The organism is Marinobacterium litorale DSM 23545, from assembly GCF_000428985.1.
Classification (GTDB): domain Bacteria; phylum Pseudomonadota; class Gammaproteobacteria; order Pseudomonadales; family Balneatricaceae; genus Marinobacterium_D; species Marinobacterium_D litorale.
On the sequence record NZ_AUAZ01000004.1, the window covers coordinates 154399 to 167238 of the forward strand.

General features: G+C 65.0%; 17 protein-coding genes. 4 read left to right on the forward strand and 13 right to left on the reverse strand.

The features are described 5' to 3' along the window. Positions 1-73 precede the first annotated feature (73 nt). Genes G403_RS0105195 through G403_RS0105205 form a run of 3 tightly spaced genes read left to right on the forward strand, consistent with a single transcriptional unit; the run spans position 74 to position 934 of the window. On the forward strand, positions 74-253 hold the full coding sequence (locus G403_RS0105195; RefSeq protein WP_027853057.1) for a hypothetical protein: 180 nt from the start codon (positions 74-76) through the stop codon (positions 251-253). An 11-nt stretch (positions 254-264) separates the two neighbouring features. Continuing rightward, on the forward strand, positions 265-477 hold the full coding sequence (locus tag G403_RS0105200) for a hypothetical protein (protein ID WP_027853058.1): 213 nt from the start codon (positions 265-267) through the stop codon (positions 475-477). A 10-nt stretch (positions 478-487) separates the two neighbouring features. Continuing rightward, the gene (locus tag G403_RS0105205; protein ID WP_027853059.1) at positions 488-934 is read left to right on the forward strand and encodes a DUF3489 domain-containing protein; all 447 of its coding nucleotides are present in this window, start codon (positions 488-490) and stop codon (positions 932-934) included. Positions 935-938: 4 nt separating this feature from the next. Here G403_RS0105205 and G403_RS22255 read toward each other — a convergent pair whose 3' ends face one another. The 12 genes from G403_RS22255 to G403_RS0105265 all read right to left on the reverse strand — a co-directional run bounded on the left by G403_RS22255 (position 939) and on the right by G403_RS0105265 (position 11153). Then, the gene (locus G403_RS22255; RefSeq protein ID WP_036232633.1) at positions 939-2231 is read right to left on the reverse strand and encodes a site-specific DNA-methyltransferase; all 1293 of its coding nucleotides are present in this window, start codon (positions 2229-2231) and stop codon (positions 939-941) included. Between the two features lie 248 nt (positions 2232-2479). Continuing rightward, a complete protein-coding gene (locus tag G403_RS0105215; RefSeq protein WP_027853060.1) occupies positions 2480-2866 on the reverse strand; it encodes a DUF6362 family protein in 387 nt (128 codons plus the stop codon). Next, positions 2866-3624: a crossover junction endodeoxyribonuclease RuvC gene (locus G403_RS25620; protein ID WP_245578203.1), complete on the reverse strand. Its 759-nt coding sequence runs from the start codon at positions 3622-3624 to the stop codon at positions 2866-2868. Before G403_RS25620 ends, G403_RS0105215 begins: the two co-directional genes overlap by 1 nt. Beyond that, positions 3617-5797, reverse strand: coding sequence for an AAA family ATPase (locus tag G403_RS0105225; RefSeq protein WP_245578204.1), 2181 nt, complete (start codon positions 5795-5797; stop codon positions 3617-3619). Before G403_RS0105225 ends, G403_RS25620 begins: the two co-directional genes overlap by 8 nt. Further along, complete coding sequence (locus G403_RS0105230) at positions 5794-6552, reverse strand: PD-(D/E)XK nuclease family protein (protein WP_027853063.1); 759 nt, start codon at positions 6550-6552, stop codon at positions 5794-5796. Before G403_RS0105230 ends, G403_RS0105225 begins: the two co-directional genes overlap by 4 nt. Then, positions 6552-6920: a DUF6511 domain-containing protein gene (locus tag G403_RS0105235; protein ID WP_027853064.1), complete on the reverse strand. Its 369-nt coding sequence runs from the start codon at positions 6918-6920 to the stop codon at positions 6552-6554. Before G403_RS0105235 ends, G403_RS0105230 begins: the two co-directional genes overlap by 1 nt. Before the next feature lie 64 nt (positions 6921-6984). After that, entirely contained in the window at positions 6985-8658 is a 1674-nt protein-coding gene (locus G403_RS0105240) for a DEAD/DEAH box helicase (RefSeq protein ID WP_027853065.1), read from the reverse strand. Positions 8659-8670: 12 nt separating this feature from the next. Then, entirely contained in the window at positions 8671-9252 is a 582-nt protein-coding gene (locus tag G403_RS0105245; RefSeq protein ID WP_027853066.1) for a hypothetical protein, read from the reverse strand. Further along, entirely contained in the window at positions 9252-10184 is a 933-nt protein-coding gene (locus G403_RS0105250; protein WP_245578205.1) for an ATP-binding protein, read from the reverse strand. The genes G403_RS0105245 and G403_RS0105250 overlap by 1 nt, the downstream gene beginning before the upstream one ends. Continuing rightward, a complete protein-coding gene (locus G403_RS0105255) occupies positions 10181-10474 on the reverse strand; it encodes a hypothetical protein (RefSeq protein WP_036232635.1) in 294 nt (97 codons plus the stop codon). Before G403_RS0105255 ends, G403_RS0105250 begins: the two co-directional genes overlap by 4 nt. 2 nt (positions 10475-10476) lie before the next feature. Beyond that, positions 10477-10947 carry a hypothetical protein gene (locus G403_RS0105260; protein ID WP_027853069.1) on the reverse strand — a complete coding sequence of 157 codons (471 nt, stop codon included), beginning with the start codon at positions 10945-10947 and terminating at the stop codon, positions 10477-10479. Then, positions 10944-11153 carry a helix-turn-helix transcriptional regulator gene (locus tag G403_RS0105265; RefSeq protein WP_027853070.1) on the reverse strand — a complete coding sequence of 70 codons (210 nt, stop codon included), beginning with the start codon at positions 11151-11153 and terminating at the stop codon, positions 10944-10946. The genes G403_RS0105260 and G403_RS0105265 overlap by 4 nt, the downstream gene beginning before the upstream one ends. A 212-nt stretch (positions 11154-11365) precedes the next feature. Between G403_RS0105265 and G403_RS22260 the strand changes: the two genes are divergently transcribed. Then, positions 11366-11974 carry a DUF6088 family protein gene (locus G403_RS22260; protein WP_036232638.1) on the forward strand — a complete coding sequence of 203 codons (609 nt, stop codon included), beginning with the start codon at positions 11366-11368 and terminating at the stop codon, positions 11972-11974. 224 nt (positions 11975-12198) lie between these two features. On the opposite strand, the gene G403_RS25255 is transcribed toward G403_RS22260, so the two are convergent. Beyond that, positions 12199-12804 carry a hypothetical protein gene (locus G403_RS25255; protein WP_156899644.1) on the reverse strand — a complete coding sequence of 202 codons (606 nt, stop codon included), beginning with the start codon at positions 12802-12804 and terminating at the stop codon, positions 12199-12201. Between the last annotated feature and the right edge of the window lie 36 nt (positions 12805-12840).

Consider the following 12840-nt stretch of genomic DNA (forward strand, 5'->3'; position numbering starts at 1 on the left):
CTGAAAGGAGTTGATAAGCAGGGCGAAGGAAGCGTTCATGTCCCCACGATCGAACACCAACGGAGACCGGACGATGAACGCGCCCCAACCAGCCACCCGCTACACCATCACCTTCCCCGGCGAGCGCCCCATGACCACCACCAAGGCGCAGATCCAAAGCCCGACCCTGCTCAAGGCCATCGCCCATATCGAGCGGGAGCCCGGCTGCACCGGGCTGACCCTCGCCAACGGCATCCACATCGACATCGCCTGAGGAGGGCCACCATGAGCAGGAAAACCACCGCCCTCGACGCCTTCATTGCCAGGAAAGCCGAGATCGACGCCATGCTGGCCCGGTTTCAGGCCCTCAGCGAGGAGCATTTCGGCGTCTCGCCGGACGAGGTGACCTGGGGACATGTGGGCGATCTCGCCCACTACGCCGAATCACTCAAGCAGATTTCCGACGCCGCCTTCAAAGAAGGCGAACATGCCGAATAAGGAGAACGACATGAGCAAACTGACCCCAACCCAAGAAACCATCCTCAAAGCCGCGGCGACTCGCCCGGGCGGCGATATCGAGCCGCTGCCCGCCACGATCAATGCCGGGATCCGGCCGCGGGTGATCCAGGGACTCTTGAGCCGCAGCCTCATCGACGAACGCGACGGAGGTCACCGCATCAGTGAAGCGGGCTTTGCCGCCATCGGCATGACGCCGCCTCCGGCCGCCAAACCACCTCGACAGGGCACCAAGCAGGCCCGTCTGATCGGGATGCTGCAACGGCCGGAAGGGGCCAGCATTGAAGAGATCTGCGCGGAAACGGGCTGGCAGAAGCATACGGTCCGGGGCGTGTTCTCCAACACCCTGAGGAAGCGCCTTGGTCTCACGATCACCTCACACAAGGACGAGGGGCAACCGCGGCGCTATCGCATTTCACCGTCATCGCCCAGCCACTGAAACGTCACCGCGGAGCTGGGTCCGGACGCTCAGCCACCTGGGCGTCCACAGCCTGTACCTGGAAGGCCACTTCATCGAACGCGGCCCCGTCTTCTGCGCGGCGCGCCTGTTCCCCGGTGTATTCCTGCCACCGGCGGATGATCACATCCACATATTTGGGATCGAGTTCCATCACGCGGGCGCGCCGGCCGGTTTTCTCGCAGGCGATCAGGGTACTGCCTGAGCCGCCGAACAGGTCCAGCACGATGTCCCGGCTCTTGCTGGAGTTGCGGATCGCCCGCTCCACCAGCTCCACCGGCTTCATGGTCGGATGCAGGTCGTTCTTGACCGGCTTGTTGAAGAACCAGACGTCGCCCTGGTCGCGCGCGCCGCACCAATAGTGATCGGCGCCTTCCCGCCAGCCGTAGAGGATGGGCTCGTACTGACGCTGATAGTCCGAGCGTCCTAGGGTAAAGGTGTTTTTGGCCCAGATGATGAAGGTGGACCATTTGCCGCCGGCCTCGCGGAAGGCGCGCTGCAGCGTATCCAGCTCGCTGGATGACATGGCCACGTAGCAGGCGCCCTTGGTGACCGCCAGCAGATTGCCGAGGGCCGCCTCGAGGAAGGCATGGAAGTCCGCGCCCAGGTTGTCGTTCAGGATGCGGCGGTTCTTGCCCCGCAGCTTGTCTTTGGCGCTGTTGCCGTAATCGACGTTGTATGGCGGATCGGTGAAGGCCATGTCGGCCAGATCGCCCGCCATCAGGCTCTCGAGTTCCTCGCGCCGGGTAGCGTCTCCGCAGAGCAGGCGGTGCTCACCCAACAGCCAGAGGTCGCCGGCCTTGCTGACCGGTTCCTCCTCGACTTCGGGCACCGCGTCGTCGTCCGTCTGGCCGGACTCATCTTCCAGGCCCAACAGTTCGTCCAGCTCCTCATCGGAAAACCCGATGACGTCCAGGTCGAATCCCAGATCCTGCAGATCACCGAGTTCGAGTTTGAGCAGTTCCGCGTTCCAGCCAGCGTTCTCTGCGATCTTGTTGTCGGCGATCACCAGCGCCCGGCGCTGAGCTTCGGTGAGATGGCGCAGAACGATGACCGGCACCGTTTCGAGGCCCAGCTGCTGCGCCGCCATCAAGCGGCCGTGACCGGCGATGATGACGTTGTCGTCACCCACCAGGATCGGATTGACGAAACCGAACTCCGCAATGGAGCCCGCGATCTGGGACACCTGCCCGTCATCGTGGGTGCGCGCATTGCGGGCATAGGGGATCAGGCGCTGGAGCGGCCAATGCTCCACCGACTCGACGCTGACTGTTTGCATGCTTGACCTTGGATGGAGTGGGTGCGCACTGCGAACCTGCGAACCCGGTTTTCGGGTCTGCCGCTAGCGAAATCCGGCGGCCTTGCGCCCCGCACTGCGCGGCCGGCCAGGAAGGACCCGGGGGCCTGCCGCAGAAATCAAAGAGGCCACGGGGTTGGTGCCGTGGCCTCGGGTGCAGTTCGCTCGCGATCTTAGCCGGCATTGTGGCCGAAACCGGCGGTTTTGTCCCACCGGCGGTTTTGGCGTGTTCACGCGGAAACCTTCTCCTCTGCCAAACGTCTCGCGATCTTTAGCAACGCCCCTTCCCAATAGCGCTGGGCGGAGGTCTTCGGAAAGCCCGTCTCCCGCGAAATCGCCCGCCAGGGTGTGCGATAGGCACGCAACCAGATCAGCCGGCGCTCGCCGCGGTTGACCCAGCTGATCCAGGACAGGGTCTCCTCCATACGCGTCACCTGCTCCGGCGTGGCCTTCAGCCGTAGGGGACCGGGCTCCTGCCGCGCCAGCTCCCTCGGTTCGTAGCGGATCTCGGGCCAATAACTCGCGTAGCCGAGGCTGCGCTCGCCGGGCAGCTTGCGCAGGGTGGTGACGCACTCCTCGAACCGCTGCGCGACCTGCTCTGCCGTCCACTTTGCCATCACGCACCTCCCAGGCGGTGTTCCACCGCCCAATAGGCCAGCGCCAGCGCATCCGCCTCGTTGTCGTCCGCCGGCCAGTGGCCGCGCTGCCGGGCGCTTGCGAGCATCATCGCTTTGCTGGCGTTGCCCTTGCCGGTGGCGTGACGCTTGATGGTCCCGACCGGCACGCCCTCGTAGGCGATACCCTGGTGTTCGCACCAGGCGGTGAGGTGGGCCATGAAGCCACCGTAGGCGTGGGCGGCATCGACGCCGAGGTGGCGGCGCACCTCCTCGAAGAACACCATCCGGATCGGGCCGGCCTGGCTTTCGAGATCGTCCAGGAAACGGGTGAACTTCAAAAAGCGCATGCCGCCGCCCTCCCAGCGGTCGTTCTTGAAACGGGTCGTGCCACTGGTGATGACACCCTGGGCCGAGTGCAAGGCCCAGCCGGTGGTCGTGCCCAGATCAAGGCAGAGGATCACAGGCAGGCCTCGCGCCCGCGACATCCCCTCCCCGGGATGGAGAGCCTCCCCGGCCGGGGGCTCTCCTCTCCCGAAGGGAGAGTGGGTTCCCCCGCCATCTGAAAATCCGCCGCAATCCCCCGTGATTTCCGGGTTTAGCGTCAGTTGGCAGCGCTCGCCCGCCATCTGCCGCCTGCCATCTGCCAACTGACCCAAGCCCTTGTTTTCACTGGGTTCCAGTCGGCAGCCAGTTGGCAGATGGCAAATCCGCTGTTCAGATGGCAGCGAGGCCGCCATCCGTACGGGTTGATCATTCATGGGAGCCCTCCTCCTGATAGACCCAGACGTCCGGATGCTCGACGGGCAGCGCGGCACCGGTCTGGGGACACTTGTAATGGGTGGGTTTGACGGGGACCGGCGTGTGGACCACTTCACCGGTGTCGGTGTCGATCCGTTCGGGGCCGGGCAGTGTCATGCCCTCGACGCACAGGTAGCCGAACTTGGTGCGCGCCAGGGGCTCGCGGCCGTAGTCCTGGGGATTGCGGAAGAACTTGATGTACCCTTTGGTGGCCAGGACACCGACCCGCTCGCGGATGGTGCGCTCGGCGCCCAGGCCAGCACGGCCTTCGAAGGCCTCGGCGAACTGAGTGGCGGTGTAGACCCGCCCGGCCTGGGCCTCGTCGAAGATGAGCTGCAGGATGACGTCGTGCTTGCGGCGCCGCTCGGCGTCCAGGCGCGCACCGTAGTCCCGGTTCACCAGCCGCTCGCCGTGCGGATCCAGCTCCACCCAGCGCCCCGCCGACTTGTCGACCCGCTTCGCCGCGAGCGCCGGGCCGTTGCGCAACTCGAACACCAGCACGCGATCGGTGCGCGATTCGTCCGGCCGGTACAGCAGGATGCCGGTGGTGTAATAACCGCGCAGACTGCCGGCGCCGGACAGGGCCAGGAAGGGGTCTTCCTCCACCTGCTTCTTGCCGATTTTCTTGGTGTGGTGGGCGAGGATGATGCCGGCATCCGGATTGACCGCATCGCGCAGCCGCTCCACCCGTTCCCGCAGGAAGAACAGCATGGCGTTGTTGTCGTTCTCGCTGACCCCATCCGGGCCGCCGTCGAACACGTTGCGGATCGGGTCGATCACCAGCACGTCGAGCCCGCCTTCGGCCGCGGCACGCTTGAGCGCCTGGGTGACCCGGGCGACGCCTTCGTCGTTCAACACCAGCCGCAGTTGCGGCGTGACCAGCAGATTGTCGGCGGCGCGTCGGCTCACCGACTCGGGCAGGCCCATCGACTGAATGCGCTCGCGCAGGTAGTGGTATTGCACCTCGGCTTGCAGATAGAAGATCCGCAGTGGCCGGGAGGGGGTCAGATCCAGGAAGGGTTCCCCGGCCGCCATGTGGGTCAGCCAGGAGAGCAGGAAATCGCTCTTGCCCACTTTGGGTGCGCCGCCGAAGACGATCATCCCGCCCGGCGTCAACACGCGCGGGGCGATCAGGTCGTCCGGCATGGGGGACCGATCATCCAACAGGTGGCCCAGCGAAAAGACCGGCAGGCCGGCATCCGCCTTGACCAGCGTGCGCGGTGCTTCGCGGAGCAAGGCCCAGACATCCAGACCCTCTTCGACGGCATCGAAGGCGTCCCATTTCTCGGGCTTGTCCGCAGGCACCTGCAACACGGCCACGTCACTGGCGCCCGCCGCGGCGATGGCCCCGGCGGCGCGCTCGGCGTACTCACGGCCGGCGGCATCGTTGTCCGGCCAGATCAGCACCTGCTTACCCTGCAGGGGCGACCAGTCGGTTTTGTCCACCGGTGCCTTGGCGCCGTTCATGGCGGTGGTGGCCGCCAGCCCTTCCCTAATAAGCGCATCGGCGGCCTTTTCGCCTTCCACGAGCACCACCTGCCGGGCACCCTTGAGCTGGGGCAGGTTGTAGAGCGGCCGGGGGTCGGGTGCCCGCATGGCGCGGGCGGCGACGTCCCAGGGCCGGTACTCCTTACCGGTGGGTGTGTCGTAGCGGTAGACGCAGGCGATCAGCCGGCCCTCGGCATCGCGGTAATCCCACTTGGCGGTCGCCGGCCCCAGCTCATCCATCGCCGGCGCCTTGCTCCGGGCGCGGGGCAGCGGCTGGGACGGCACCCCCAGCCAATCGGCCACTGCGGCCATCAGCTGCGGAAAGTCCCGTGTCGAGTCCAGTCCCTGCACGTGCGCCCAGGCCTGCAGGATGTCCCCGCCCTCGCCGGTGGCGAAGTCGATCCACATGCCGGCGCGCTCGCCCTCCAGCTCAACCACCAGGCTGCGCCCGGGATTGCCCTGCAGGTCACCGACGACGAACTGTTTGCCACGGATCTTGCCGGCCGGGAACAGGTACGCCAGGGCCGCCGGCAGCCGCGCCAGCAGTTGGGCCTTGAGGTCCCGTGCGTCGTGGCCGAGGTGGACGGGCGCGCCCTGATCGGGTGCGTCGTTGAAGTCCAGCCATACGATGTTATCCGCCATCATGCCCGCCCTCCCCAGCAGCGATCCTGCCAGGGGCAGCGACGGCACTCCTGGTGACTGGGATCCCGGCTGATGCGTGGCAGCAGCTCGTGGGCATCGCAGGCCTGAAGCACCCGCACGCCACGATCCGAGGCCTGCTGGGCCAGCGCGCCGTCGAAGGGCACACACTCGAAGTGGATCTCCGCCGTGTCCTTGTTGATGGCGGTGAACAGTGCCGGATTGCGGCTGATCCCCGGGATCTGCGGCTCCAGGTAGGCCTGGTAGAGTGCGATTTGCGCGGCGTAGACGGGTTTGGCCAGGGTGACACCGCGCTTCACCACCTCCTTCCACGACCGGGCGTTGAGCGACTTGCACTCCCACAGGGCGGGATAGCTCAATCCCGCCGACTCCGGTCCGCCGGCGAGCACACCATCGACGTGTCCGCGCAGCCGACCACTGACGGCGGAGAAGCCGTATTGCTCGCCGCGGCTGGTCTCCGTGTAGAGCTCGAAGCCCGCCGCCCGCAACCAATCGATCGCCAACGTCTCGAAGACGTGGCCGGCGGCGAAGATACGCAAGGTGCGCCCCGCCAGGCTGCGGCCCTCGTCGACCGGCACCCGCAGGTACTCGTATTGCAGCGCCCGTTCGCAGGCGACGCCCAGACGCGATGCGCCAAGGTAGTCCCGGGGAGGCCGGGCCTGGGCCTCGGTCTGCAGGGCGACATCGATCCGCCCGGTGAGACTTTCCGACAAGGTGGGTCTGTGATTGAAGTCCAGCATCAGAACGGCACCTCGTCTTTGTAGAGCTCTTGCAGCGTCCGGTGATAGGCCTCGAGAATGGTGTCCACCAGCCCCAGGATCTCGGCCTTGCTGTACTGCCCCAGTCCTTTGTCCATGCCGACCTGCATCACGTAGTCGCCCAGCGGCCCGAGCACGGACTCGGCGGCCTTCTGTTCCAGATCGGTCCGGTTCATCGCCACCCCCTTGCGCTGCAGCTGGTAGTAGAGGTCCTGACAATCGCGGGAGCAGAAGCGGCGGAAACTGGCCCGACGCCGTTCGGGAGGCTGCTCGCGATTCGGGTCGAGCCAGCAGAAGCCGCGGGGCGGACGGTGGCAGACGGCGCAACGGTAATACAGATGATCTCGCACATCCCTGTGCTCGCCCCCTTTGGGGTCGCCTGCGGCGCTCCAAATCGCCTGTCCTGTCGATTTGTCATGCCGCCTCCTTCCGCTCTGCCACGGCGAAGATCCGCGACTGGATCTCGCGCTTGTTGAACTGGAAGGCCAGCAGACAGGACGCCTGATAGCGGGTGAGCCCGAAATCCTGGCGGTAGGCGGGCGGCAGATAGCGCAACTGAGCCGCCGAGGCCGGCTGGTTGAGCCAGGTGCGGGACTTGCGCGCGGTGTCCTCCGACTCGTGCTCGTTGAGCCAGTCGTCGGCCGCCGCCAGGCAGACGGTGCGCTCACCCGCCGCCAGCAAGCGGGTGGTCAGCCCCTTGCCGCCGCCGACGCCGTACCACTGCCCGCTCAGGAAGAACACGCCCGCCCAGGCCTCGAAGCCGGTCGCCATCAGCGCCGCGTCGTCACCGAACAGATCGCACCAGCGGAAGGAGGAGCGCTTGAGCAGGTCGATCTCGGACATCACGAAGTCGGTCAGATCGACCCTGCCCTCCGACTCCGAGCGCTCCCAGACGTGGCCGCACAGTGAGCACTCCCGGCAGGCGACCGGAACCAGAGCACCGCACTCCGGACACTCCTTCCGCGGGGCCTCACCGGAACCCTCGTGTCCGTCCAGGTTGACGTCCTGCTCCAGCGAGCCGTGCAGCAGGGTGCTGGTGCCGAAATCGAGCACGATGCAGTCGGACTTGTTCACGCCCGGGTATTCGTTGGGGTCGACCGTGCGCAGACCGCGGCCGATCATCTGGATCAGGGTGGACTTGAAGGAACTGGGGCGCAGCAGCACCACACAGCTGGTGGGTGGGTGGTCCCATCCCTCGGTCAGCACCGCCACGTTGACGACGACCTGGGATTCGCCCGTTTCGAACCGTGCCAGTGCCGCCTGCCTCGCTTCCGGCGTCAGGTCGCCGTGGATCAGCTCGGCGCCGATGCCGGCTGCGGTGAACGCCTCGGCCACGCTGCGCGCATGGCTAACCGTGGAGCAGAACACCACCGTCGGGCGACCGCTGGCCTTCTCCCGCCAGTGGCGGATCACCGCCTCGGTGATCGGCGCCTTGTTCATGATGGCTTCCACGGCCGTCATGTCGAAGTCGTCGGCGGTGCGCTTGACCTGGGACAGCTCATTCTGCGTGCCCACGTCGACCACGAAGGTGCGCGGCGGCACCAGGTGTCCCGACTGGATCAGCTCGGCCAGGGTGATCTGGTCGGCGACGTTGCTGAACACCGGGCGCAGCCCCTTGCGATCACCCCGGTTGGGAGTGGCCGTCACCCCGAAGATGGCCACCTCCGGATTGCGTTCGCGCACACGATCGATGATGCGCCGGTAGATGGGTGCCGCGGCGTGGTGCGCCTCGTCCACCACCAGCAGATCCAGCGAGGGCATGTCCCGCAGGTTGGCCTCCCGGCCCAGGGTCTGCACCATGGCGAAGGTGGTCTGACCCGCCCAGGATTTCTCCCGGGCGTCGAACACCGAGGTGGTGAGGGCCGGATTGACCCGCCGGAACTTGGCTTCGTTCTGGCGGGTGAGTTCGTCGCGGTGGGCCAGGACGCAGGCCTTGGCCTGGGTGTCGCCCAACCACTGCCCGGCCACGCCGGACAGCATGATGGTCTTGCCGGCGCCGGTCGGCGCCACCCCAAGGGTGTTGCCGTGCTGGCGGAGCGCAGCCAGGCTGCGTTCCACGAACACTTTCTGACGAGGTCGTAACAACATGGCGCGCCCTCCTCACTGTGCCCAGCTGGGACGGCCGGTGGGGGTGGCCGGCTTGGCCGGTGCCGGGGCGGCGCCCTGACTGACCGGCGCCTGGCCCATCACCGCGGCGTAGTCCTTGTGGTCCGGCGTGATCGCGGTCTTGACGACGTTCTTGTCCTCGCCGTACTGGTCCTTCTCCAGCTCCACCTTGGCCACGAACTCGATGCCGTCCAGGTCGGCGAAGCCCTGGATGCGGCGGGCCTGTTGTGCCTGGGGCGAGTTGTCCTGAGGGTGCAGGCCGCGCGCGGAATTGAGGATGCCCTTGATGAAGGCCCGACCCATGTTGGCCCACTCCGGCCCTTTCGGGCTGTGCAGGCCGATCAGGCTCCACATCTTGCGGCGGGCGTAGGGGCCTTCCAGCACCACGAATTCGCAGTTGAGGTACACCGAGCCGGTGGTCGCGTTCTGGGTCGCATAGCCGCCGGTCCAGCCCTGCGAGGGATCATCGTAACCGCCGGGGCGGATGGTCATGCGCACCTTGACCCGCGTGCCCTTGGGGATCAGGTCGAAGCTGTTCTGGTCGTCGGCCGAGTTGAAATCATTCCAGGTCGTCATCAGTGGTCTCCTTTATGTTCAGGACGAACGGTATGTCGCGGGTGCAGGGATGCACCGGAGCGACCTTCGGTAGCGGTGAGTTCGGCTTCCTGGGCAGCGGGACAGGTGAAATCGAGGCGCTCGGTGACGGGTCTCACCGGGCCGCGGATCTTCTGCATGAGGCGCCCGAGGTGGGGCTCCTCCAGCATGTCCAGGCGCCCACTGCGGTCCTTGGCCGGGTAGCCATAGGGATTGAGGGTGTGGTTAACGAAGGCGCGGTAAGGCGTGCCCTCATCGCTCTTGATCTCGGCCAGCGTGATGACCTGATCCACGATGCCGGGCAGCTCCAGCGCGGTTTTGGAGCCGTCGATCTGCGGCGTGAACACCTTGCGGTTGAAGTCGTCGACCCGTTCGTCGAGGATGCCGACGAACCAGATGTTCTTGTCGCGGGTGTGCTGCAGGTGGGTCAGCCAGGCGATCATCTCCTGGCCGTGCAGCCCGTAGGCACCGCGGCTGTCGGGCTTGCCGGTGCGCTCGCTGAACGCCTGCGGCTGGCCCTTGCACCACTGCAGACAGAGCCGTCCGGCGACCGTGATCGAATCGACGAAGACGGTGGCATACTTGTCGAGCGCGGTCGGGTCGCCGAACTTGGCACAGACCGCCTCATAGTGGGCCTGGCTGTAGGGCTGCTCTTCCCGCAGCGCCGGATTGGGACCGCCGATGAAGACAGCGAAGTCGCGGCACTCTTGCCAGGTGCGGGGGCGGATGGTGTCACCCGCCCAGCCCTCCACCGCGAGGTCTCCCGCCTCCAGGTCGAAGAACAGGGTGCTCTGCGCGTCCAGGGTCCACAGCAGACTGGTCTTGCCGATGCCCGAGGCGCCGAGGATGCAGCCCTTGATACCGCGCCGCTCCGCCAGGCGCTGGTCGGCAGTGATGATGGGGAAGCTCATCATTTCACCTCCCCGGACTGGCGGATGACCTCGATGGCCAGATCCGCGCCCTTGCCGCCGTGGCTGCGCGCCATATCGTGCACCCGGCGCAGCGCCTCGATCTGGGCGACGATGCGACTCAGCTCGCAGTTCAGTCCCTGCTGGGCGAAGGCGATGTCATCGATGGTCGCCTCCGTCAGCGGCTTGACCTCGGCCTCAGTGCCCTCGCCCAGGGCCGGGATGGTGATCTGCTCGGGCAGTTGCTTGAGGTAGAACGCGCTCTTGCGCAGTTTTTCCAGATAACAGTTAGCCATGGTCACTTCTCCTCAGCGGTCGAAAGACGGAAGATGGGTTTGCCGGTTTTCAGGGTGCGGGCCGGCTCGAACGCCTTGCGCAGGCTCTCGGGCCAGGCGGTGTACTTGCGCTCGGCGACCCGGTAGGTGATCTCCAGGAACTCGCCCGGGTCGTCGCCGCTGGCGGCAATGCGCTGGGCGATCTCGGCGAGCTTGCGCTGGTCCCAGACCGGCTTTTTGGGCAGGTCGGCGGTGACCCGGACGCCGTCGTCGTCGAAGTGGACGGTGCCGGTCTCCTTGCTGAGCTGCTGACGCAGGGCCTGGACGCGCTGGTCGTATTTCAGGGCGATGGCCCCCTCGACCCACTCCTTCAGGCGTTTGGCCTTGCGGAGTTCGGCGTCGGCCTCCTGCTGCAGCCGCAGCAGATCCTCCGGGTGGACACCCGCCAGCTCACCGATGGACAGGGTCTGGGCGTCGTGCAGGGAAAGGCTCATGCCGCACCTCCCGCCGCACGCTCCGAGGTGCTCTTGCGCAGACACTCAGCCTCGTAGGCCTCGATGTCCTCGGCGCGGTACAGCACCCGACCCTGGATCTTGAGGAAGACGGGACCGATGCCCTCGGACCGCCAGCGCTCCAGCGTGGCTTCGCTGACGCCCCAACGGTCGGCCAGTTGACGTTGATTCAAATGTTTTACGCTCACGATTCGCTCCTTAGGGTTGTTGCGGAAACGTGAGCCCATGATGCGAGGCAGCAGGTGGGATAATCGGGGGTGGGAAAGGTGGGAAAATCGGTGGGATTTTCAATAAATACCGATAGTTACGAGCACAGCAGCGTTACACTAAGCCTCTACCAAGCCTTGCTTTATGTCCGAAATTATGCTGGTTTTTCGGATACTGACAGGAGGCTAGAGCAATGTCTGTGGCTGAAAGCATCAAACAGCGGGTACTGAGAATGCAGAGGGGTGAGCCGTTCACCAACACCCGCTTCCTCAAGCTCGGCTCACGCTCCGCCGTCGACAAGGCGCTCTCTCGCCTGGTCGAGGAAGGCGTCATCCAGCGCGTCGCGCGCGGGGTATTCGTGCGCCCGAAGAAAAGCCGCTTCATCGGCAGCGTGATGCCGGAGGTGTCGCGTGTCATCGAGGTGATCGCCAAAGATCACGGTGAGACCGTGCAGGTCCACGGCGCGGAAGCGGCACGCCGCTTCAAACTCAGCACCCAGATGCCCACCACACCGGTGTATTACACCAGTGGCCCGAGCCGGGAGATCCGCGTCGGCAACCTCAAGGTCAAGCTCATGCACACGACCAGTCACCGGAGGCTACAGCATGCCGGCAAGAAACCGGGGCTGGCCCTCTCGGCCCTCTGGTATCTGGGCAAGGACAACATCGATGCCGAGGCGGTCCGGCGCATCCGGGAAGGCTTGAGCACGGAGGAGTTCGAGACGCTACGGACCTCCAAGATGCCCGCCTGGATGGCTAACGCGATCGAGGCCCACTGCGAAAGCAGCGATGAGTACCTTTAAAATCAATAGGTTATGGATGAATGCCCGAGGAGCTTGAGAGAAGGATGGAACCAAGTAGCCATTTGACTTCGCTATTCCGGTCTGGCTATACTTCGTCGTAGGTGGATATGTACGGGGCTGCATGACGCGGTGTCCACCCGCCGCCGAGGAAACTCGGTTTCAGCCGTGCTGAAATGACAAGAGCACCCGAGAGCAAGAAGCCCTTAACTGGGCTTTTTGCTTTTCTAGCGCCTACCTTTTCGTCCACCAGCTGGCCGCCTGACTGGTTCGCCACGAAGTTTTTTAGCCAACAAGACCTTCGCGCGCACTTTATCACGACGTTTCAGGTGCACAGGCCTATTACCTGGATTATCCGGTTCCCTTACATAGGCACTCTCAACATAGATGCGCAGCATGCCGCTACTTTGCCTGGTGATACTGAAGAACACCTCGTATTCCTGACATTCACCAGCGGGATCCAGTATTTCTATTGTCAGCCAGTTCTCATGACCCGTGAACAGGCAGTGCCGGTCCGAAAATGTTTCGAAGATACCAGGAAGGTGAGACGAAAGTGCGTACCGAATATCGCAAAAGCACCGGTGCACGCCCTTGTCGTCAATAATTCGGCGCTGCTCCCCATGGATACTGAAATCAATATCTTCTCCCCGCTTTGGCCCCCAGGATACGCAGTGGCTGCTGTATTGCACGAGAAGAGTACACTTCAGTTCCGGGTACTTTCCGCTAGCCTCGATGACGAAGTGGTATTTGGCATCCTGAAGGTGGGACAGGTTATAGCGGGTACCATCGACGTCCTTGTAGCCTTGTGTTTTTATTGAATTCCAATCCATCATCACCCCGCGCCTGACAAGCCGGAAATGATAGCAAAG

Coding starts and splice junctions, on each gene's coding strand:
- G403_RS0105225 (WP_245578204.1), bottom strand. CDS start 5,797: ATGATGGCGGATAACATCGTATGGCTGGACTTCAACGACGCACCCGAT.
- G403_RS22255 (WP_036232633.1), bottom strand. CDS start 2,231: ATGCAAACAGTCAGCGTCGAGTCGGTGGAGCATTGGCCGCTCCAGCGC.
- G403_RS0105240 (WP_027853065.1), bottom strand. CDS start 8,658: ATGTTGTTACGACCTCGTCAGAAAGTGTTCGTGGAACGCAGCCTGGCT.
- G403_RS0105255 (WP_036232635.1), bottom strand. CDS start 10,474: ATGGCTAACTGTTATCTGGAAAAACTGCGCAAGAGCGCGTTCTACCTC.
- G403_RS0105195 (WP_027853057.1), top strand. CDS start 74: ATGAACGCGCCCCAACCAGCCACCCGCTACACCATCACCTTCCCCGGC.
- G403_RS0105205 (WP_027853059.1), top strand. CDS start 488: ATGAGCAAACTGACCCCAACCCAAGAAACCATCCTCAAAGCCGCGGCG.
- G403_RS0105200 (WP_027853058.1), top strand. CDS start 265: ATGAGCAGGAAAACCACCGCCCTCGACGCCTTCATTGCCAGGAAAGCC.
- G403_RS25255 (WP_156899644.1), bottom strand. CDS start 12,804: ATGATGGATTGGAATTCAATAAAAACACAAGGCTACAAGGACGTCGAT.
- G403_RS0105245 (WP_027853066.1), bottom strand. CDS start 9,252: ATGACGACCTGGAATGATTTCAACTCGGCCGACGACCAGAACAGCTTC.
- G403_RS25620 (WP_245578203.1), bottom strand. CDS start 3,624: ATGAATGATCAACCCGTACGGATGGCGGCCTCGCTGCCATCTGAACAG.
- G403_RS0105215 (WP_027853060.1), bottom strand. CDS start 2,866: ATGGCAAAGTGGACGGCAGAGCAGGTCGCGCAGCGGTTCGAGGAGTGC.
- G403_RS0105250 (WP_245578205.1), bottom strand. CDS start 10,184: ATGATGAGCTTCCCCATCATCACTGCCGACCAGCGCCTGGCGGAGCGG.
- G403_RS0105260 (WP_027853069.1), bottom strand. CDS start 10,947: ATGAGCCTTTCCCTGCACGACGCCCAGACCCTGTCCATCGGTGAGCTG.
- G403_RS22260 (WP_036232638.1), top strand. CDS start 11,366: ATGTCTGTGGCTGAAAGCATCAAACAGCGGGTACTGAGAATGCAGAGG.
- G403_RS0105230 (WP_027853063.1), bottom strand. CDS start 6,552: ATGCTGGACTTCAATCACAGACCCACCTTGTCGGAAAGTCTCACCGGG.